The sequence below is a fragment of the Arthrobacter sp. K410C genome, assembly GCF_059090105.1.
On record NZ_JBNHFJ010000001.1, the window covers coordinates 575,133 to 593,147 of the forward strand.

17 protein-coding genes are annotated in these 18,015 nt (G+C 59.3%); 13 read left to right on the forward strand and 4 right to left on the reverse strand.

What is annotated here, in order from left to right; genetic code table 11:
• The first annotated feature begins 6 nt into the window (after positions 1 to 6).
• Positions 7 to 411: a large conductance mechanosensitive channel protein MscL gene (gene mscL / locus AC5RU7_RS02675; RefSeq protein ID WP_494050965.1), complete on the forward strand. Its 405-nt coding sequence runs from the start codon at positions 7 to 9 to the stop codon at positions 409 to 411.
• Between the two features lie 62 nt (positions 412 to 473).
• On the opposite strand, the gene glmM is transcribed toward mscL, so the two are convergent.
• A complete protein-coding gene (glmM, locus tag AC5RU7_RS02680; protein ID WP_494050966.1) occupies positions 474 to 1,835 on the reverse strand; it encodes a phosphoglucosamine mutase in 1,362 nt (453 codons plus the stop codon).
• Positions 1,836 to 1,958: 123 nt separating this feature from the next.
• Complete coding sequence (locus AC5RU7_RS02685) at positions 1,959 to 3,107, reverse strand: acyltransferase family protein (protein ID WP_494050967.1); 1,149 nt, start codon at positions 3,105 to 3,107, stop codon at positions 1,959 to 1,961.
• 158 nt (positions 3,108 to 3,265) lie between these two features.
• Here AC5RU7_RS02685 and AC5RU7_RS02690 point away from each other — a divergent pair, with 158 nt between their 5' ends.
• The 3 genes from AC5RU7_RS02690 to AC5RU7_RS02700 all read left to right on the forward strand — a co-directional run bounded on the left by AC5RU7_RS02690 (position 3,266) and on the right by AC5RU7_RS02700 (position 8,251).
• Positions 3,266 to 4,504 carry a bifunctional glycosyltransferase family 2/GtrA family protein gene (locus tag AC5RU7_RS02690; RefSeq protein ID WP_494050968.1) on the forward strand — a complete coding sequence of 413 codons (1,239 nt, stop codon included), beginning with the start codon at positions 3,266 to 3,268 and terminating at the stop codon, positions 4,502 to 4,504.
• Positions 4,505 to 4,599: 95 nt separating this feature from the next.
• A complete protein-coding gene (locus tag AC5RU7_RS02695; protein WP_494050969.1) occupies positions 4,600 to 6,384 on the forward strand; it encodes an ArnT family glycosyltransferase in 1,785 nt (594 codons plus the stop codon).
• Positions 6,356 to 8,251, forward strand: coding sequence for an ArnT family glycosyltransferase (locus AC5RU7_RS02700; protein ID WP_494050970.1), 1,896 nt, complete (start codon positions 6,356 to 6,358; stop codon positions 8,249 to 8,251). Before AC5RU7_RS02695 ends, AC5RU7_RS02700 begins: the two co-directional genes overlap by 29 nt.
• Positions 8,252 to 8,368: 117 nt before the next feature.
• On the opposite strand, the gene rpsI is transcribed toward AC5RU7_RS02700, so the two are convergent.
• Positions 8,369 to 8,875, reverse strand: coding sequence for a 30S ribosomal protein S9 (gene rpsI / locus AC5RU7_RS02705; RefSeq protein WP_058266545.1), 507 nt, complete (start codon positions 8,873 to 8,875; stop codon positions 8,369 to 8,371).
• A 39-nt stretch (positions 8,876 to 8,914) separates the two neighbouring features.
• Positions 8,915 to 9,358, reverse strand: coding sequence for a 50S ribosomal protein L13 (gene rplM, locus AC5RU7_RS02710; RefSeq protein WP_494051349.1), 444 nt, complete (start codon positions 9,356 to 9,358; stop codon positions 8,915 to 8,917).
• Between the two features lie 294 nt (positions 9,359 to 9,652).
• Here rplM and AC5RU7_RS02715 point away from each other — a divergent pair, with 294 nt between their 5' ends.
• The 9 genes from AC5RU7_RS02715 to AC5RU7_RS02755 all read left to right on the forward strand — a co-directional run bounded on the left by AC5RU7_RS02715 (position 9,653) and on the right by AC5RU7_RS02755 (position 17,683).
• Positions 9,653 to 10,318 (forward strand): prepilin peptidase, encoded by a 666-nt coding sequence (locus AC5RU7_RS02715; RefSeq protein ID WP_494050971.1) that lies wholly within the window; start codon positions 9,653 to 9,655, stop codon positions 10,316 to 10,318.
• Between the two features lie 281 nt (positions 10,319 to 10,599).
• The gene (locus AC5RU7_RS02720; RefSeq protein ID WP_494050972.1) at positions 10,600 to 10,806 is read left to right on the forward strand and encodes a Flp family type IVb pilin; all 207 of its coding nucleotides are present in this window, start codon (positions 10,600 to 10,602) and stop codon (positions 10,804 to 10,806) included.
• Between the two features lie 91 nt (positions 10,807 to 10,897).
• Positions 10,898 to 11,287 (forward strand): TadE/TadG family type IV pilus assembly protein, encoded by a 390-nt coding sequence (locus AC5RU7_RS02725; protein ID WP_494050973.1) that lies wholly within the window; start codon positions 10,898 to 10,900, stop codon positions 11,285 to 11,287.
• Complete coding sequence (locus AC5RU7_RS02730) at positions 11,275 to 12,297, forward strand: pilus assembly protein TadG-related protein (protein WP_494050974.1); 1,023 nt, start codon at positions 11,275 to 11,277, stop codon at positions 12,295 to 12,297. The genes AC5RU7_RS02725 and AC5RU7_RS02730 overlap by 13 nt, the downstream gene beginning before the upstream one ends.
• A 35-nt stretch (positions 12,298 to 12,332) precedes the next feature.
• Positions 12,333 to 13,127 (forward strand): Flp pilus assembly protein CpaB, encoded by a 795-nt coding sequence (cpaB, locus tag AC5RU7_RS02735; RefSeq protein ID WP_494050975.1) that lies wholly within the window; start codon positions 12,333 to 12,335, stop codon positions 13,125 to 13,127.
• The gene (locus AC5RU7_RS02740; protein ID WP_494050976.1) at positions 13,124 to 14,329 is read left to right on the forward strand and encodes a CpaE/TadZ family protein; all 1,206 of its coding nucleotides are present in this window, start codon (positions 13,124 to 13,126) and stop codon (positions 14,327 to 14,329) included. Before cpaB ends, AC5RU7_RS02740 begins: the two co-directional genes overlap by 4 nt.
• Positions 14,326 to 15,825: a TadA family conjugal transfer-associated ATPase gene (locus AC5RU7_RS02745; RefSeq protein WP_494050977.1), complete on the forward strand. Its 1,500-nt coding sequence runs from the start codon at positions 14,326 to 14,328 to the stop codon at positions 15,823 to 15,825. The genes AC5RU7_RS02740 and AC5RU7_RS02745 overlap by 4 nt, the downstream gene beginning before the upstream one ends.
• Positions 15,826 to 15,872: 47 nt before the next feature.
• Entirely contained in the window at positions 15,873 to 16,778 is a 906-nt protein-coding gene (locus AC5RU7_RS02750; protein WP_494050978.1) for a type II secretion system F family protein, read from the forward strand.
• Between the two features lie 17 nt (positions 16,779 to 16,795).
• Entirely contained in the window at positions 16,796 to 17,683 is an 888-nt protein-coding gene (locus AC5RU7_RS02755) for a type II secretion system F family protein (protein ID WP_494050979.1), read from the forward strand.
• The last annotated feature ends 332 nt before the right edge of the window (positions 17,684 to 18,015 follow it).

The following is an 18,015-nucleotide window of genomic DNA, read 5'->3' on the forward strand; positions in this document are numbered from 1 at the left end:
GAAGCCATGCTGACTGGATTCAAGAATTTCATTATGAAGGGCAACGTGGTTGACCTTGCCGTCGCCGTTGTGATCGGCACCGCGTTCGGTTCGGTGGTAACAGCGCTGGTGAACAAGGTGCTGATGCCCTTTGTCGCCGCGGTGGTTGGCTCGCCGAACTTTGACAGCTTCGCCAGGGTTGACCTCAACGGCAACGCGATCGAGTTCGGCGTCCTGCTGACGGCAATCGTCAATTTCCTGCTGATCTCGGCGGCCATCTACTTCGTGGTGGTCATGCCGATGAACCTCATGATCGAGCGTCGCAACCGGCGCCTGGGGATCAACCAGGGCGTCAAGGAAGAGTCCGCGGAGGATCCACAGATTGCCCTTCTGACCGAGATCCGCGATGCGCTAAGAAGCCGGGCTTCCTAACCCGCCTAAACAAAGTGTGGCCCGCCTCCTATCGGAGGCGGGCCACATTTGTATGCTGCCCTTTACTCGCTGACGAGCTCCAGGGCGAGTTCAGTGCGGACCACCTGGGCGAGATGTTCGGCGATGGACTGTGCCGTGTCCTCGTCGCCCGCTTCCACCATCACGCGGACCACGGGCTCGGTGCCGGACGGGCGGAGCAGGACGCGTCCGGTGTCCCCGAGGGTGGCCTCCGCGGTGGCCACGGCCTGCGCGAGGACGTCGCTGCTGCCGACCCGGGTGCGGTCCACGCCCTTGACGTTGATGAGGACCTGCGGGAGCTTGGTCATCACGGTGGCCAGCTCCTTGAGTGGCTTTTTGGTCAGGGCAACCTGGGCGGCGAGCTGGAGACCTGTGAGGAGGCCGTCGCCGGTGGTGGCGTAGTCGGAGAAGATAACGTGGCCGGACTGTTCCCCGCCGAGGCTGAAGCCGCCCTCGCGCATGCCTTCGAGGACGTAGCGGTCCCCCACTGCGGTTTCTCGGAGGCTAATGCCTGCCTCGCGCAGCGCGATCTTGAGGCCGAGGTTGCTCATTACGGTAGCCACCAGGACGTCGTCCTTGAGCTTGCCGGAGTTTTTGAGTGCGACCGCGAGGATGGCCATGATCTGGTCGCCGTCCACCTCGTTGCCCTCGTGGTCCACGGCGAGGCAGCGGTCCGCGTCCCCGTCGTGGGCGATGCCAAGGTCGGCGCCATGCTTCACCACGGCTTCCTTGAGCGGGCCGAGGTGGGTGGAGCCGACGCCGTCGTTGATATTGAGTCCGTCCGGCTCCGCACCGATGACAATGACGTTGGCACCCGCGTCTTTGAAGACCTGGGGCGAGCAGCCGCTGGCGGCGCCGTGGGCGCAGTCCAGGACCACGGTGAGTCCGTTGAGGTTGTGCGGCAGCGTGCCCAGGAGGTGGACGATGTAGCGGTCCTCTGCGTCGGAGAAGCGCTGGATGCGTCCCACGTCGGCGCCGGTGGGACGGACGGCCTCGTTGGCCATCTGGGCCTCGATGGCGTCCTCCACGTCGTCGGGGAGTTTCTGGCCGCCGCGGGCGAAGAACTTGATGCCGTTGTCCGGCGCAGGGTTGTGCGAGGCGGAGATCATGACGCCGAAGTCGGCGTTGAGGTCCGCCACCAGATAGGCCGCGGCCGGTGTGGGGAGGACCCCGGCGTCGTAGACGTCCACGCCGGAGCTGGAGAGGCCGGCCTCCACCGCTGCGGCGATGAATTCGCCGCTGGCGCGGGGGTCGCGGGCCACCACGGCGCGGGGCCGGGAGCCGTTGGAGTTGCGGTCGTGGCCGAGCACGACGGCGGCCGCCTGGGCCAGCTGCATGGCCAGCTCTGCTGTCAGCAGGCCGTTAGCCAGCCCCCGGACACCATCAGTTCCAAATAATCTAGACACCGGTCAAGTGTAGAGGATGGGGGCAGTAGGTCTTCTACCCATGGCGGGATCAAAAGGCGCCCAAGAATTCGTGCCGACATGAGGACGAGTCATACGTCACTGCTTGAGTATCTCGGGAATGACTCATTTCGGCATGGCTAGCGTCGTGCCACCGCGGGCCTTCGCGGAGCGCATGCGATCCGTGACAATTTGGCCAGCGCCGCCCGCCAGCCGCTGGCTCGGTCTTTCCACCAGGCGAAAGAAGGTCTCAGCTGCCAGCAGCGACAAGGGAAAGGCGATGAGTGCGACGTACAAGGGGTTTGTCGCGTGAAGAAGGAAGGCCACGGACACAACGATCGGTTCATGGATCAAGTAGAGGCTGAATGACCGTATTCCTAACCATCGAATCACGGCGTTATTGCCTATTGCGATTGTTGGCGAGCATGCGATGAATGCAAAGACAAGCAGTGCGCCGCCAATGCAAGCCGTGGCTATGAAAACCGGCAGTTGGGGGAAAAGCCACTGCGAACACAGCAAAACTATGGAAGCTACAAGCAGGCATGACCATCCGAACGGTCCTAGTTTCCGTCCCCACCGCTCCAAGACATCCCGCCTTGCGGCCATGAGGACACCGACTCCGAACATCGGAAGGTATACCGGAATCGCCGAATACAGCATGTTCCCGATCGCGATAATGAGAAAAAGGCCCACAATGCCGAGAAGCCACGTGCGCCGCATGCGAAGGGCGACCACGACATAAAGGGGCAAAAGTAGAGAAAAAAGCATCTCCCACTGAAGCGACCAAAGCGGCGAGTTGAGCGAACCAGCACCACGTAGCAAGAAGGCATCAACGAGTACGTTAGACGCCTCGTCATGCAGGTTCACCCAGGAGCTGAATTCGGGGCTGGCCACCCGCGGAACTGTCCAAGCCATCAGCAACGCAAAAATCAGGGAAGCCCAGACGGGTAAATAGATCCTGACCATACGCTTCGGGAAGTAGGCCCCCCACTGTGGCCGAGAGGTGCCAGTGAAGGGAATCGTCAGAACGAATCCTGACAGGATGAAGAAAACGTAAACTGATTCCTTGCCGGCCCAGACCAGGTGAAGCGGTGTGAAAGTTGCCCACCAGACCCACGAGTCCATCGGTGCCACTCCGCCGCTTTCGATAGCTCCAACGAGCTGCGGCGATACGAGGAGGCAGTGATGAATGAGCACTACCAGCGCGGCAAGGCCCCTCAACCCATCAAGTGCGGTGTAGCGCGAGTGTACCCGTATGCTCTCGGAGTCCCCCATGCCTCAACATTATGGTCCGGGCCAATTCGTGCGCCCTAGTAGTGACTACGTGCATTCCAACACAGCCACTAACTTGGACTACTTGGTTTTCTGAGGGGGTACTTGTCTTTCCTGAAAAGCCTCGCCACCGGTCATGAAGCACCCCTACCATTCGATGCATGACACCTAGCTATGGGGGCTTGGCGCTCGAAATTGTGGTACCGGTTTTCAATGAGGAAGCCGTACTCAAAAACAGCATCTCAAGGCTCGCCGAATACCTAACGCTCGAAATGCCGTCGACGTGGAAAATCACTATTGCGGACAATGCAAGCACCGACCGAACCCCGGACATTGCTGCTCGCCTCAGCGAGCAATTGCCCAACGTCGAGTACCGCCGTCTGGAAGTAAAGGGACGAGGGTACGCTCTCCGGGATGCATGGGGAGCTTCTGAGGCAAAAGTCCTTGCCTACCTGGATGTAGACCTATCGACTGACCTGGCTGCTCTTCCGCCTTTAGTAGCGCCCCTCCTGTCAGGGCACTCCGATATTTCTATAGGTACCCGATTGGGACAGAGCTCCCGGGTTAGCCGGGGTCCTAAGCGGGAATTCATCTCGCGTTCGTACAATTTCCTGCTTCGTCGGACCATGCAGGTGCGCTTTTCGGATGCGCAGTGTGGCTTCAAGGCAATCCGGGCGGATGTCGCCAAACGCTTGCTTCCACATGTTGAGGACAACGGCTGGTTTTTTGATACTGAGCTCCTCATCATTGCAGAACGTTCTGGACTCCGTATCCACGAAATTCCGGTGGACTGGATCGATGATCCCGACAGCCGTGTAAATATCAGGCAGACGGCTTACGACGACCTCCGAGGAATGGTCCGGGTGGCGAGCTCGCTGGTAAAAGGGGCAATTCCAGTTCAGGCGCTTTACGCCGAGCTCGGCCGGCGGCCTATCGTGCCGCCTGCTCGTCCCAGCTTTTTCGGGCAGGTGATCCGGTTTGGCCTCGTCGGTGTTGTCTCGACGCTCGCCTTCGCACTGCTCTATCTGGTGCTCCAAGGCCCGTTCGGCGCCCAACAGGCCAACTTCCTAGCCCTGCTCATGACGGCTGTCGGTAACACGGCTGCAAACCGACGATTCACATTTGGCATCAGCGGGCCCGCCAAATTATTTACCCAGCAATTCCAGGGTTTGGTCGTATTTTTGCTGGCTTGGGGAATAACTTCGTCCTCGCTTCTTTTACTCCACGCAGTCAACGGCGACGCCTCGCCCAGCTCAGAGCTGCTAACCCTGACAGCCGCCAACATCTTCGCAACGCTGATGCGGTTCGTTCTACTCCGGATCTGGGTCTTCCGAGTACGACTCAGTGAAGGCGGGTCAGCGGTGCTTGCGCTCCGCCCGGCAGGACAGTCCGTCCGTTGAGCGTCGTTGATGCGGGCCGCACAGCGGCCGCGCTTGCCGTGAGCGCTGCCCGCAGGCCACTGCGGTGGGAGCAGCTTGGACTTGCAGTTCTCCTAGTGACGACGTCCGTGACGTTCCTGTGGGGGTTGGACCGCAATGGCTGGGCGAACCCGTACTACTCTGCGGCGGCCCAAGCAGGTTCCCAGGACTGGAAAGCCTTTTTCTTCGGGTCCCTCGATGCCGGCAACCTCATCACCATCGACAAACCGCCACTCAGCATCTGGATCATGTCGCTCTCCGTCCGGCTCTTCGGACTGAATTCCTGGGCCCTTCTAGTCCCCCAAGCCATCATGGGAATCGCGACAACATGGCTGATCTATAAAATTATTCGCCGCAGCCACACCGCGGCCCCAGCGTTGCTGGGTGGCCTGATCTACGCCAGCACGCCCGTGGTGCTTCTAATGTCACGGTTCAACAACCCTGAGCCATTGATGGGACTTCTGACAACTGCCGCCGTCTACTTCACTCTCAGGGCCATGGATGATGAGCGCTGGTGCTGGTACCTGCTGTCGGGGGCCGCTCTGGGCCTCGGGTTCATGGCAAAGCAGATTCAGGCATTTCTCGTCATACCCGCACTAGTACTTACAGTGCTTCTGTTCGGAGCGGGCACCTTGGGCTCGCGATTTATCCGGCTGTTGGCTGCGCTCACATCTTTGGTTATCGCCGGCGGTTGGTGGGTGGCCGTGGTGGATCTGACTCCGGCCGGGAACCGACCTTATGTTGGCGGCTCTGCAACGAACAGCATCCTGGAATTGACTCTCGATTACAACGGGCTGGCACGCTTTCTCCGTTTTGGGGCTGACCAGCAGTCGGGAAAATCAGTCTCGCTAGCCTCACCGAATACCATTTACGACGGCGGCCCCGGACGTCTCTTCAACGCGAATTTTGCACCCGAAGGTGCATGGCTGCTTTTCACCGCTCTAATTTCCACTCTGGCCCTGATTTTGCTCTGGCGGCAGTCCGGCAGTGGCCGTCCAGCAACGCGTCTAATGACCGTGGGTGTTGTGTGGCTGGTCTCCGTCTACGTTGTCGTGAGCTACATGGGCACGATGACTCACTCTTATTACATATTCTCCGCCGCGGCTCCGGTGGCGATCGTAGTTCCTCTGGCACTCAATCTGCTGTGGAATCAACGGCAGAGGTTAGTCCCCCGCATGATTGGCGCCATTCTTGTTGCCGGGACCGGATACGTAGGATTACGGATTTTCCAGTACAGCAACGAGTGGGGGTTCTGGCCGCTCGTTGTAGTTTGTACTACCTGCCTTGCGTCTGCGGCGTGGCTAGCCCCCGAAAAAACGATCTCCAGGCCGGTGACTTTAGCGCTCGTAACGGTAGCAATAGTGATGTCGCCGGTTTCAACCGACATGATCACGTTGTCGAAACCTCAGTCGGGGACAAATCCCCTATCAGGACCAACGAGCAACAACCCCAATGCACTTTCTGCTCATCTTGACGCTGCCCGCCTCGGGAATCCACCTTTGGCACGCCATCTAGGATTCGGCGTTCAGCCTTCAACGGATGTAACGACGCTACTAAAGGAAGCAGGCGATTCGGATTGGGCGGCCGTAACATATACGGCGCAAAATGCCGCCCAGTATCAGCTCGCATCGCAAAGACCAGTAATTGCGCTGGGTGGGTGGCTTGGTCGTGATCCAGCACCTACATTTGAGCGATTCAAGATGCTTGTTGAGAAAAGGGGAATCGGTTACTTTATCTGGCAGCAACCGATCGTGGACGGAGTACCGCTTGGAAAGGATGCCGCCGCTATTACTGATTGGGTTCAGGCCAATTTCAAGGCGAAGGAGGTTGACGGTGTCAGAATCTACGATCTTAGAAAATAAAGGCCCGGCCAGCGTAGGCCAAAAACCCGGACGGCTTGGCCGACCTACTTGGGAGGCCAGCACCCTGGTCGTCATCCTGCTGGCAGCCGCCGTTCTTTATGTCTGGGGATTGGATAGGAACGGCTGGGCGAACGCATACTACTCGGCTGCCGTCCAAGCTGGGCTTCATGACCCGGTCTCGTACTTCTTCGGATCCGCGGACTGGGGAAACTCCGTATCCGTCGATAAGCCTCCTCTGAGTCTGTGGATCGTGGGACTGTCCATCCGCATCTTTGGACTGAACACGTGGGCCTTGCTGCTCCCCCAAGCCGCGATGACGATGGGGAGCACCTTTTTGATCTACCGTTTGGCCAGGAGACATCTGCCCGCGTACGCGGCACTCCTCTCTGCCGCCGTCTTTGCCACCACGCCCATTACCGTTCTGATGGCTCGATACAACAACCCTGATCCACTGATGGTGTTGCTAATGCTGTCGGCCCTTTATGCAGGGATCCGAGCCACAGAAACGGGACGGGTCCACTGGCTGTACGTGTCGGCGGGATTCCTTGCTCTCGGATTTCTAACGAAACAGCTTCAGGCATTTATGGTGTTGCCAGCTATCGTATTGGTCTACTGGCACTACGTCCGGAAGTCCTGGAAGCAGCGGAGCGTCGCACTTGCTATGGCTGGTCTCCTTCTGGCTGCAGGCTCCTTGGCTTTGCCGATCGCCGTAGACCTAACGCCCCCTGGCTCGCGCCCATATGTGGGCGGTTCAACGACCAACAGCATGCTCGAGCTGACACTTGGTTACAACGGAATTGATCGCATCATGCAAAAGGATGACGGTCGGTCTGCGGCGCTGACACCTCAAGAATTCCGGGGCGACGCCTCGGACGCGGGCCTGTTTCGCCTGTTCAACTCAAATTATGGCCAAGAGTCCGGCTGGCTGTTGCTGCCTGCATTCATGGTCTGTGCCGTTATCGTTGCCCAAGCGGTTCGGCGGCGCAGCGCCGTGACCCCTGTCTTCGCCTTGGGCGTAGCGGTCTGGATGCTCACGACATACTTCGTGCTCAGTTTCATGGGTAACAGCATCCATTCGTATTACACGGCTTCGATTGCGGCGCCTCTAGCGCTTTGTATCGGAATAGGCAGCCATATGCTGATTTCATCATCCAAGTCGATATGGTGGCGTATCGGAAGCGCCGCGGTGGTAGTACTAAGCGCCATTTTCTCAAACGCAATGTGGCAACTAAGTGCTTCCTATCCAGAAGCCGCAGGAAGGGCATTGTTGATGACTGGTCTGGCCGCCGGTGCAGTGCTCTCCGTTCCAGCCCCTCGCACGTGGGTGAAGCCCGCTGCGGCGTGGCTGGGCATCGCCAGCCTGCTTGTCGGACCCCTCGTATGTTCGTTTCTTACCCTGTCCAATCCGCAGCAGGGCTCCAACCCTCTTTCCGGGGGGCTCACGCGAAGCCCAACCAGTCTCAGCCGCTTTCTCGACGGGGTGAAAAAGCATAATCCTGCGGCGGTTACCGGTTTGGCCATCGGCGTCACCCCAAGCGCGGAAGTGGCCGAATATCTCAGGAACGCTCCGCCAAGCTGCACGTGGGTCGCGGCCACATATCCGGGACAGACTGCCGCCCGCTTCCAGCTGGACCTGGGGCGGCCGGTCATGCCACTCAGCGGATTTGCGGCGATGGACCCCAGCCCAACCGTTGGCCAATTCAAGGAGCTGGCGCAAGCCGGCCGCCTTTGCTATTTGGTTGTGCAACCCGAGCAGCTCACGGTGCCCGGGACCAGCGGCGAGCTCTTGGCGATCCATAAGTGGGTCACAGAGAACTTCAAGGCCGAAGACATTGACGGTGTGACCATTTACGCCCTCCACGGGTAGAACCCTATGAACCTGAAGCAGCAGCACTGTCATCGGCCGGCTTGACGGCCGTTTTCCAAAGGCCCATAACAAAAGCCCGCCCCGCCAACGGCGGGACGGGCTTCTGTGCAAGCCGTATTAGCGCTTGGAGTACTGCTGGGCCTTGCGGGCCTTCTTGAGACCGGCCTTCTTACGCTCGATGACGCGGGCGTCGCGGGACAGGTAACCGGCCTTCTTCAGCGTGGCGCGGTTGTTCTCGACGTCGATCTCGTTCAGGGAACGGGCGATGCCGAGGCGCAGGGCGCCGGCCTGGCCGGAGATGCCGCCGCCGTGGATGCGGGCGATGACGTCGTAGGCGCCTTCGAGATCAAGGATCTTGAAGGGCTCGTTGACGTCCTGCTGGTGCAGCTTGTTCGGGAAGTAGTTCGCCAGCTCGCGGCCGTTGATGGTCCACTTGCCGGTGCCGGGCACAACGCGGACGCGTGCAACGGCTTCCTTGCGGCGGCCAACAGCTGCGCCGGCAACGGTCAGGGCCGGGCGCTCCTTCTTGGGAGCGGCTTCGGCAGCCGAGCTCTCAGAGGTGTAGCTGGTCAGGTTTTCCTCGGCCTCAACGGCCTCGGTGGTCAGTTCTTCGTTCTGAGCCACGATTCTCCTTGTATTAAGTAAGTTGTTTGGTGGCCAGGACTACTGGGCGACCTGGGTGATTTCGAAAGTCTGGGGCTGCTGGGCGGCGTGCGGGTGCTCAGCACCGCGGTACACCTTCAGCTTGCCGAGCTGCTGGGCAGCCAGGGAGTTCTTCGGGAGCATGCCCTTGATGGCCTTCTCTACGGCGCGGACCGGGTTGGATTCCAGCAGTTCCGCGTAGTTGACGGAGGTCAGGCCGCCCGGGTAACCGGAGTGGCGGTAAGCACGCTTCTGCTCCAGCTTGGCGCCGGTCAGGGCTACCTTTTCAGCGTTGATGATGATGACGAAGTCGCCCATGTCCATGTGGGATGCATAGGTGGCCTTGTGCTTGCCGCGCAGCAGGATTGCGGTCTGGCTTGCAAGACGACCAAGGACAACGTCTGTGGCGTCAATGACGTGCCACTGGCGGTTGATATCGCCGGGCTTCGGGGTGTACGTACGCACGGTGTTTGCCTCGTTCTTGTTCTGGCGTTCTTGTTTAGGTGTCACTAGCTCGTGCACCTACTGTCTGCGCGCTACCGGAACAGAGGTGAGGGCTCCATGTAACCAGTCATCCTGTGGTTCCGAATGTGACCGTTGAGTAGTCATCCTGCAACCGGATTCTCAAGCGGGCACGCACCATCGGAATAGGACACGCACAACGACTACCAAGATTAGCGCGTCAGGGGGTTCAGGGTCAAAATGGGGTAGCCGGAGGGAACCTGAGCTCCGCCGGCCTGACGAACGCAGGGGGTCGCGGTGCTTGCAGTGGGTAATGACGGTTCAACTGTCTGGCTCCTGGCCATTGGAGCCGCCCTCCTGGGCGTGGCCCTGTCGCCTGTCGCCGAGATCCTCATCACTAGACACCTTCCCAGGCTGGGCGGTCTGCCCGCCCTTCCTATCAGAATCACGACGGCAACCCTTACCGGCCTCGCGTGCGCTGTGTTTAGTTTGCGCTTTGGAATAAGCCTCGCCCTGCCGGCTTTCATATTCCTGGCCGCGCTGGGCGTACAGCTCGCCCGCATTGATGTCGCACTGCACTTGTTGCCTAACCCGCTCGTATTAATGCTGCTCGCTGGCGGCTTTTTACTTTTTTTGATGCCCGGACTGTTCAATAAGCAGGCCGATGATCTCCTGCGCGCGGTGCTTGGCGCCATCATCTTGTTCGCCGGCTATCTCATTCTGGGGCTGATTTCCCCCAGAGGTATCGGAATGGGCGACGTGAAGCTCGCAGCGCCCGTCGGCCTGTACCTCGGGTACTTAGGCTGGAGCCAGCTGCTCTACGGCGGACTCCTGGGCTTCATCATAAACGGCCTCGTGACGATACTGATCCTGGGTAGGAAAGGCCGGAATAGAGCGACTGAAGTGGCCCACGGCCCCTCGATGCTCGGTGCTACCGCAGCTGCCACACTCTTCCTCCTGTAGCGCCTTTCAGCGGGACTCTTGGGTTTTTTGCCTAAACAGACGCCCCTGGCAAACAAGTAGTGGGCCTATGTAATCGTCTGCCCTTCTGAGTACCAGCCTTAGCTTTCGAGTACGTACTTTTGGCATCCCTAAAAAAAGTCGAGTACCACTACGCATTGTTGCCCCTATCCCCCGAATGACAATCTCTTCTTAGCGAAATCCAGCCGCTAAAGGTTTATGGGGGCAGCTGGAAATTCGTTGAAATCAAATTAAATCCATTTCACCGAATTAAGGAAATTATAATGACTTCTCTTATGGTCTCGATGATGGCTTTCGTTGCCGGCGTCAAGGATCGCTTCGAATCCGAAAAGGGTGCCACGGCAACTGAGTACTCGCTACTCATTGCATTCATCGCCTTCCTCATCATTGCCGGCGTTACATTGTTCGGCAACGCACTCAACGCCTGGTTCTCCAACCTTGGCTCCACCGTAGGCGCTTGGACGGTCTAGTCCTCAGCGATAAACCAGTGTGGGCCGCTTACGCCAGTGGCGAAGCGGCCCACATTTATTTAGTCAGCAGTACCAAATTTGAGGGGGAACGTTGAGGAAGCGCAGACAATCCACAGGTGAGCGGTCTCGCGGCGCAGTTGCCGTCGAATTTGCTCTTGTCGCACCGATTCTCCTGGCCCTCGTTGCCGGCATCGTCGAATTCTCACATGCTTTCAATCTTCAAATTTCGGTCACCCAGGCGGCACGCGAAGCGGCCCGGACGATGGCCATAACGAACGATCAGCTCGAAGCCGAGACCGCAGCCGAAGACGGCGCACCCGGACTCGACACCACAGCTTTTGTCTTCACGTTTACCCCTACCGCCTGCGCGGCTGACGGGACAGTCAACGTGGAAATTTCATATACCGCTGACACCCTGACCCGCATCTTCGGCAGCGATGTCACTTTGGTTGGAGTAGGAGCAATGCGATGCGGTGGTTAAGGAAACCGAAGGTCGACAAAGAGCGCGGTGCTGCGGGCGTCCTGGTGGCGGTCCTCATGCTCGTGCTTGTTGGCGCCGGAGCCATGGCAGTTGATGTCGGACAAATCTACGCAGAGCGGGCCCAACTCCAAAACGGTGCCGACGCCGGCGCGATAGCCGTCTTGGACGCTTGTCATGAAACAGGGTGCTCCCAAGCCGAAGCAGAAGACATCGCTCAGGAACTGGCAGACGCCAATGCCAACGATGGATCATCTACCGTTTTTGAGGTGGACATGGACATGTCCGTCCCCAATGAGGTGACGGTCAGGACAACTACCCGCGACGGAACGAGCGGCGCAGGTTTCCTTCGGCAGATGTTCTCTGCTGCACTCAATGCCCCGCCGGCCACCGTGGGTGCGCACGCGACTGCGGCCTTGACGCCTCCTGGAAGTGGTTCTGGATTTCCTCTGGCGATTTCTGACAACTGCTACAACCTTTCAGATTCGAGCCCGACCGCGGAAGTCCAGAAGATTTCCTACAAACCCGGAGGAACGTGCACGGGCCCATCGGGAACGGAAATCCCTGGGGGGTGGGGATGGCTCGACCAAAGTTCGCCGTGCGAAGCGACAACTGAAGTCGGCACAAACGACATTGGTTCGGACCCCGGTAACCCTCCCCCGACAGGATGCGCAGCTGTCCTCGACGAATGGAAGACGACGATTCTCGCCGGTGGTGAGGTCACCGTGGCGTTTCCCATATTCGATGACGCAACGAATCAGGGGCAAAACGGCAGCTTCAACATCATTGGCTATGCAACATTCAAGATCTGGGGCTGGAAATTCGGCAACAACCACGAATACGAGTTTCGGAACAAAGCCAGCGATCCCGGAATGACCGCAGCCCTCGCCTGCGACACTCCTGCGAACAAGCGGTGCATCATCGGGCAGTTCATCAAATACGAGTCCATCGGCTCCTTCACCGGAACCCCGGGGACCTACTTCGGGACAGCTATCGCGCACCTCATCAACTAGTAAAGGCAATAACCATTTTCTAAGGGGAACAAAAAATGAAAACACGCCTACTGGGAGGCATCGCCGCGCTGCTTGTGGCATTGATTGGGACGGTCATGCTGGTCATGTATGTTCAAAACGCGGACAAACGGGCCATGGCTGACACGGAGACGGAAAGCGTCTACGTCGTGGCGAAGCCGATAGCCCCCGGCACCGGCACGGATAAGCTGGCCGCATCCTTGGTGAAGAAGGAAGTTCCGAGACTGGCCCTGGCTTCAGACACCGTGACCAGCCTGGACGATCTCGGCGAAAAGGTCACGGCCGTGCCTCTGGTGCCAGGAGAGCAACTGCTGTCCTCCCGCATGATAGACGCCAATTCCCTGCTCGGCCCTTCCAGGGTTCAGGTTCCTGAGGGCATGCAGGAGATCACCCTCAAACTCCCCATCGAACGGGTTGTGGGTGGCGTACTTAAGGCGGGCGACACCGTGGGCGTCTTCATTTCGCTCGACGACGCAACAACGAACGCCTCCACCGGGGAAGTGCTCAGCAAGTCCAGTGGTACGCAGCTCACGTTCCACAAGGTCCTGGTCACCGCGACCCAGTACAGCAATGGCACCGCCGCGAAGTCGGAATCGGCGACTGCGACTGCGACTGCGACTGACGGAGCCGTGCCGCCGAAGAAGGAAGCGGCCGGCGACGGGACGTATCTGGTTACTTTGGCCCGCAGCTCTGCGGACGCCGAACGGATCATCTTTGCCACCGAGTTCGGCAGCATCTATCTCTCCAAGGAACCAGGTAACGCCGAAGAGGGCACCGTGGGCATTGTGGACAAGACAAGGCTGTTCCGATGAGCCGCTTTGTCCTCATAACCCCTAACGGCGACTTCGAAAGCCGCACGCGCCTGGCCACGTCAGGAATGCACGGCTCGCTCCAGGCCTTCCAGGCCGACTATCTTCCGGAAGGGCCGCAGGACTTCCTCCGGCAACTCACCGGGGAACCGCCCGAGGTACTGATACTCGGTCCCGGGCTGCCCGTAGACGACTCTTTGAAACTTGCTTCGGTCATGGACCTCCAGTTCCCGGAAATCAGCGTGGTGTTGGTCGTACCCGAAACGTCTGAAGTGGTGATCAAGGCCATGCGCTCCGGGGTCCGCGACTTACTCGATCCCGGTGCCGATCCCGATGCCATCCGTGTCATGCTAGAACGGGCAAGCCTTGCTGCGGCAGGCCGACGTCGTGGGCTCGCCCCCGGCACATCTGAGCACGCAGACCACGGAAAGGGCGGCCGTATTATCGCCGTGATGTCCCCCAAGGGCGGCGTCGGCAAGACTACGGTCGCTACCAACCTTGCGATTGGGCTTGCTAAGGCAGCGCCCATGAGTGTTGTGATCGTCGACCTCGATCTCCAGTTTGGCGACGTTGCCAGCGGGCTGATGCTTGAGCCCGAATACACCATCACGGATGCCGTGGTGGGAGCCGCCAGCCAGGACTCCATGGTCCTGAAGACGTATCTCACCGTTCATCCGGCCGGTGTCTATGCGTTGTGTGCCCCTCGCAACCCAGTGGAGATGGACAAGATCACCGCGGAACACGTCTCGCGCCTGCTCACTCAACTCCGGGAGGAGTTCCACTACATAATCGTGGACACGGCACCGGGGCTGGGCGAATACGTATTGGCAACGCTTGAACAGGCCACCGACGCTGTGTGGATATGCGGAATGGATGTTCCCAGCATCCGGGGACTCCGCACCGGATTTCAGATCCTCAACGAACTGAACCTCATGCCGGCGCAGCGCCAGGTTGTGCTGAACATGGCTGATCGTCGCGGCGGACTGACGGTCCAGGACGTCGAGGCGACTATTGGAGCCCCCGTGGATGTGGTCCTGCCACGATCCAAGTCGCTGCCGTACTCCACGAACAAAGGAATTCCTGTCCTTCAGGATGGCAGCCGTGATCCCGCGGCAAAGGGACTCCGTAAGCTGGTGGACCGTTTCAAACCTGATTGGGAAGCTCGAACGCACAAGCAACTGCACAGAAGGGCGGTAGTACAGTGAGCCTCACCGACCGGTTCCAGCAACTCCGCGGCGAGGCCAAGCCCCTCGCCAAGGAGCCCGAACAGTCCAATCCCTATGCAGCCTTTCAGGTACCATCAGCGCCGACCACCTTGGGCAAGATCCAGGAGGCCAAGACAGCCGAAGCTGCCGCGAGTGCGGTTGTCGCTCTGGATATGCCGCAGACCGCAGCGGTTGCCAGTGAGGCGCTTAGCGCACTCAAGGAGCGAGCCAGCCAGGCGCTTTACGAAAGACTTGGTTCTCGGATCACCGATTCTTCCCTGGAAGAAGCCGAGCTCCACCAGTTTGTGCGGGATGAGCTGAAAATTGTTGTTGACGAGGAACAGGTGCCTCTCTCTGGCGCTGAACGGCAAAGGCTGATCCGGGAGATCATCGACGATGTTCTCGGGCACGGACCTATTCAGCGGTTCTTGGATGACCCGTCCATTACGGAAGTTATGGTCAACCGGTTCGACCAGGTATATGTGGAACGCCAGGGCCGGCTTTTCATGACTGACACCAAGTTCAGTTCGGACGAAGCCCTGCGCAGAGTCATAGAGCGGATCGTATCCAAGGTCGGGCGCCGCATCGACGAGTCATCGCCGTTGGTTGATGCCCGGCTGGCGGACGGCTCACGCGTCAACGCCATCATCCCTCCACTTGCCGTCAATGGCCCCGCACTGACTATCCGGAAGTTTGGCAGGGATCCGCTGACGGCCAACAACCTGATCGCTCTGGGCAGCCTCTCCCCCGAGATGGCTGAACTGCTTAAGGCATGTGTCCTCGCACGGTTGAATATCATCGTGTCCGGCGGCACCGGCACCGGCAAGACAACGTTGCTCAATGTGTTGTCCTCATTTATTCCGGCAGACGACAGGATCGTCACTATTGAGGACGCGGTGGAACTTCAGCTTCAGCAGGACCACGTTGTCCGGCTGGAGAGCCGCCCACAAAACATCGAAGGCAAGGGTGCGGTGTCCATCCGGGACCTGGTGAGGAACTCACTTCGTATGCGGCCGGACCGGATCGTAGTGGGCGAAGTCCGCGGCGGCGAATGCTTGGACATGCTTCAAGCCATGAACACCGGCCACGATGGGTCCATCTCAACCGTGCACGCCAACACACCCCGCGACGCGATCGCGAGGCTGGAAACGTTGGTCCTGATGGCGGGAATGGATATTCCACTCCGTGCGGTTCGTGAGCAGGTTGCATCCGCTATCAACCTCATCGTCCACATATCACGGCTCCGAGATGGCACCCGACGGATCACACACATCACCGAAGTGCAGGGCATGGAAGGGGATGTGGTCACGCTCCAGGATGCTTTTGTCTTCGACTACTCCGCCGGAGTTGACGCGAATGGCCGATTCCTGGGAAAGCCAGTGCCGACTGGAGTGCGCCCGCGCTTCACGGATCGCTTCGTCGAACTGGGCATCCCCATCTCGCCAGCAGTGTTCGGCGCTCCGATAGCTGGCACATCTCAAAGGAGGGGCCGGTAACCATGGTGCAGGAGCTCTCACCCGCGGTCCTGGTCATCGGGCTGTTCATGGTTTACGCCGCCGTAGTGCTCCTGGGGTGGGTAGCCTTCAAGAACAGTGCCCACATACCGCTGGCCCGGCGTCGGCCGGACCTGGTGGTCCATTCCTCAGGACTGTCCAAGCTGACCGATCACGCAGTCGGTGCCCTTAACAAGAGTGTCAAGGAGCGGGGTAACCGGTTCCTCAGCCGCGACCGCCTGGACGCGTGCGGTCTCAAGAAGGATCCTGGTGACTACCTGCTGATGGGCGGATCGGCCACCCTCCTGGCAGGAGTCACTGGATTCCTTCTTGGTGGGCTGGCGCCGGCGTTCCTCTTGGCGCTACTGACGCCGGTGGTTCTCCACCTTGTTTTGAATATGTTGGCTGCGCGGCGACGGCACCAGTTCGATGACCAGGTTCCCGACACGCTCCAGATGCTGGCCGGCGGATTGCGGGCCGGCCACAGCTTGCTTCGTGCAGTGGATGCCGCGGCGCAGGAAAGTCAGTCGCCCATGTCTGAAGAACTCAGCAGGATCCTGAACGAAACGCGAATTGGGCGTGATCTTGGAGAGTCCCTTGCAGATGTGGCCCGACGAACCCTAAGCGAGGACTTTGCGGCCATCGCTCAGGCCATCGAAATTCACCGAGAAGTGGGCGGCGACTTGGCAGAGGTTCTTGATCATCTCGGCGACACGGTCCGTGACCGTAATCAGGTTCGCGGCCAGATCCGTGCCCTGAGCGCAGAGGGCCGAGTGTCCGCGCTTGTCCTGATGGCGCTTCCTGTGGTCATGTTTCTGGGCTTGACGTTGACCAATGAACTGTACTCCAGAACGTTCTTCACCACTATTCCCGGCTACGCAATGGTTGTCGCCGGCCTTGTCCTCTTGACCGTCGGCGGCCTGTGGCTCAAGACCATCGTCAAGCCTAAGTTCTAGAAAGCGGCTGATTAACGATGCAAGTGATCGCGTACGCCGGCATACTCGGCATAGTGGCACCGGTAACAATCATGACCTTCCTGGTATTCACCGGCGACCGCGCTGGAATACGCAATATCCAGACCAATCTTGGCCGAGCGACAAAAGCGAAGCGCCAAGGCCTAAGTATCAACGAAACTCTTACTGAACTGGGCGAGCGACTGACACCAAAAGGCTATGCCGGATGGCTGGATAAGCAGCTGGCCGGAGCTGGACGTCCCAAAGAGTGGCCCCTGGCGAGGGTGATCATGGTCAAGCCAATGCTGGCCCTTGCCGGCGCCGTGCTCGGCTATCTGTTTTTCCTGTCATCCCCGACGCCTCCCAACTTCCTGATCATGGTTGCGGTCGCGGCCTTATGTTATTTCGTACCCGACATCCTCATACGGAACAGGGCTCAGAAACGCCGCGAAGCTATCCGTCTGGAACTGCCCAATGCGTTGGACCAGATGCTGATCGCAGTCCAGGCCGGGTTGGGTTTCGAAATGTCCATGGGCCGTGCAGGCAACAACGGCAGTGGTCCCCTCGCGGATGAGCTGATCCGGACGCTCCAGGACATCCAGGTGGGACGTTCCCGTAAGGACGCGTACCTGGCCATGGCCGAACGGATCGATGTGCCCGACGTGCGGAGTTTCATCCGGGCAGTGGTGCAGGCCGATGCCTATGGCGTCGCTATCGCCGGCGTGCTTAAGGCCCAAGCGTCGGACATGCGTATCAAGCGGAAACAGCGTGCTGAAGAACACGCCATGAAGATGCCGGTCAAAATGCTGTTCCCGCTGATCTTTTTCATCCTGCCCACACTGTTCATCGTGGTCCTTGGACCCTCCGTAATCAGCATCATGGAACTGTTCTCCGGCGGCACCTTGTGACTCATCGGCCAGTCCGCACTATTCGACTGCACGCGTGGTCAATCTTTCTTACCGAGGAAAGGGGCGCAACATCAACTGAATATGGCGTCCTCATGAGTTTCATAATAGTTGCCACGATTGCCATCATTACCCTCTTCGGTCTGGCACTGCAGGGCTGGTACGACGAACTTACTATCCACTTGAAACTACTGCTGGGTATCCCCTGATCTCCCTTTTCGGACATGGAACTCTCGGAAAGTTGCCCACGCCACACCGGCGCCCATAGACCGGACCCCCTCGGCACCCAGAACCGAGGGGGTCCATTTATGTGCCCGAATCTCAAAGATTCCCAG

Excerpts from the sequence above, each read along its gene's own strand:
- mscL (WP_494050965.1), top strand. The coding sequence starts at position 7 with ATGCTGACTGGATTCAAGAATTTCATTATGAAGGGCAACGTGGTTGAC.
- AC5RU7_RS02685 (WP_494050967.1), bottom strand. The coding sequence starts at position 3,107 with ATGGGGGACTCCGAGAGCATACGGGTACACTCGCGCTACACCGCACTT.
- AC5RU7_RS02690 (WP_494050968.1), top strand. The coding sequence starts at position 3,266 with ATGACACCTAGCTATGGGGGCTTGGCGCTCGAAATTGTGGTACCGGTT.
- AC5RU7_RS02720 (WP_494050972.1), top strand. The coding sequence starts at position 10,600 with ATGACTTCTCTTATGGTCTCGATGATGGCTTTCGTTGCCGGCGTCAAG.
- AC5RU7_RS02730 (WP_494050974.1), top strand. The coding sequence starts at position 11,275 with ATGCGGTGGTTAAGGAAACCGAAGGTCGACAAAGAGCGCGGTGCTGCG.
- cpaB (WP_494050975.1), top strand. The coding sequence starts at position 12,333 with ATGAAAACACGCCTACTGGGAGGCATCGCCGCGCTGCTTGTGGCATTG.
- AC5RU7_RS02740 (WP_494050976.1), top strand. The coding sequence starts at position 13,124 with ATGAGCCGCTTTGTCCTCATAACCCCTAACGGCGACTTCGAAAGCCGC.
- AC5RU7_RS02750 (WP_494050978.1), top strand. The coding sequence starts at position 15,873 with ATGGTTTACGCCGCCGTAGTGCTCCTGGGGTGGGTAGCCTTCAAGAAC.
- AC5RU7_RS02755 (WP_494050979.1), top strand. The coding sequence starts at position 16,796 with ATGCAAGTGATCGCGTACGCCGGCATACTCGGCATAGTGGCACCGGTA.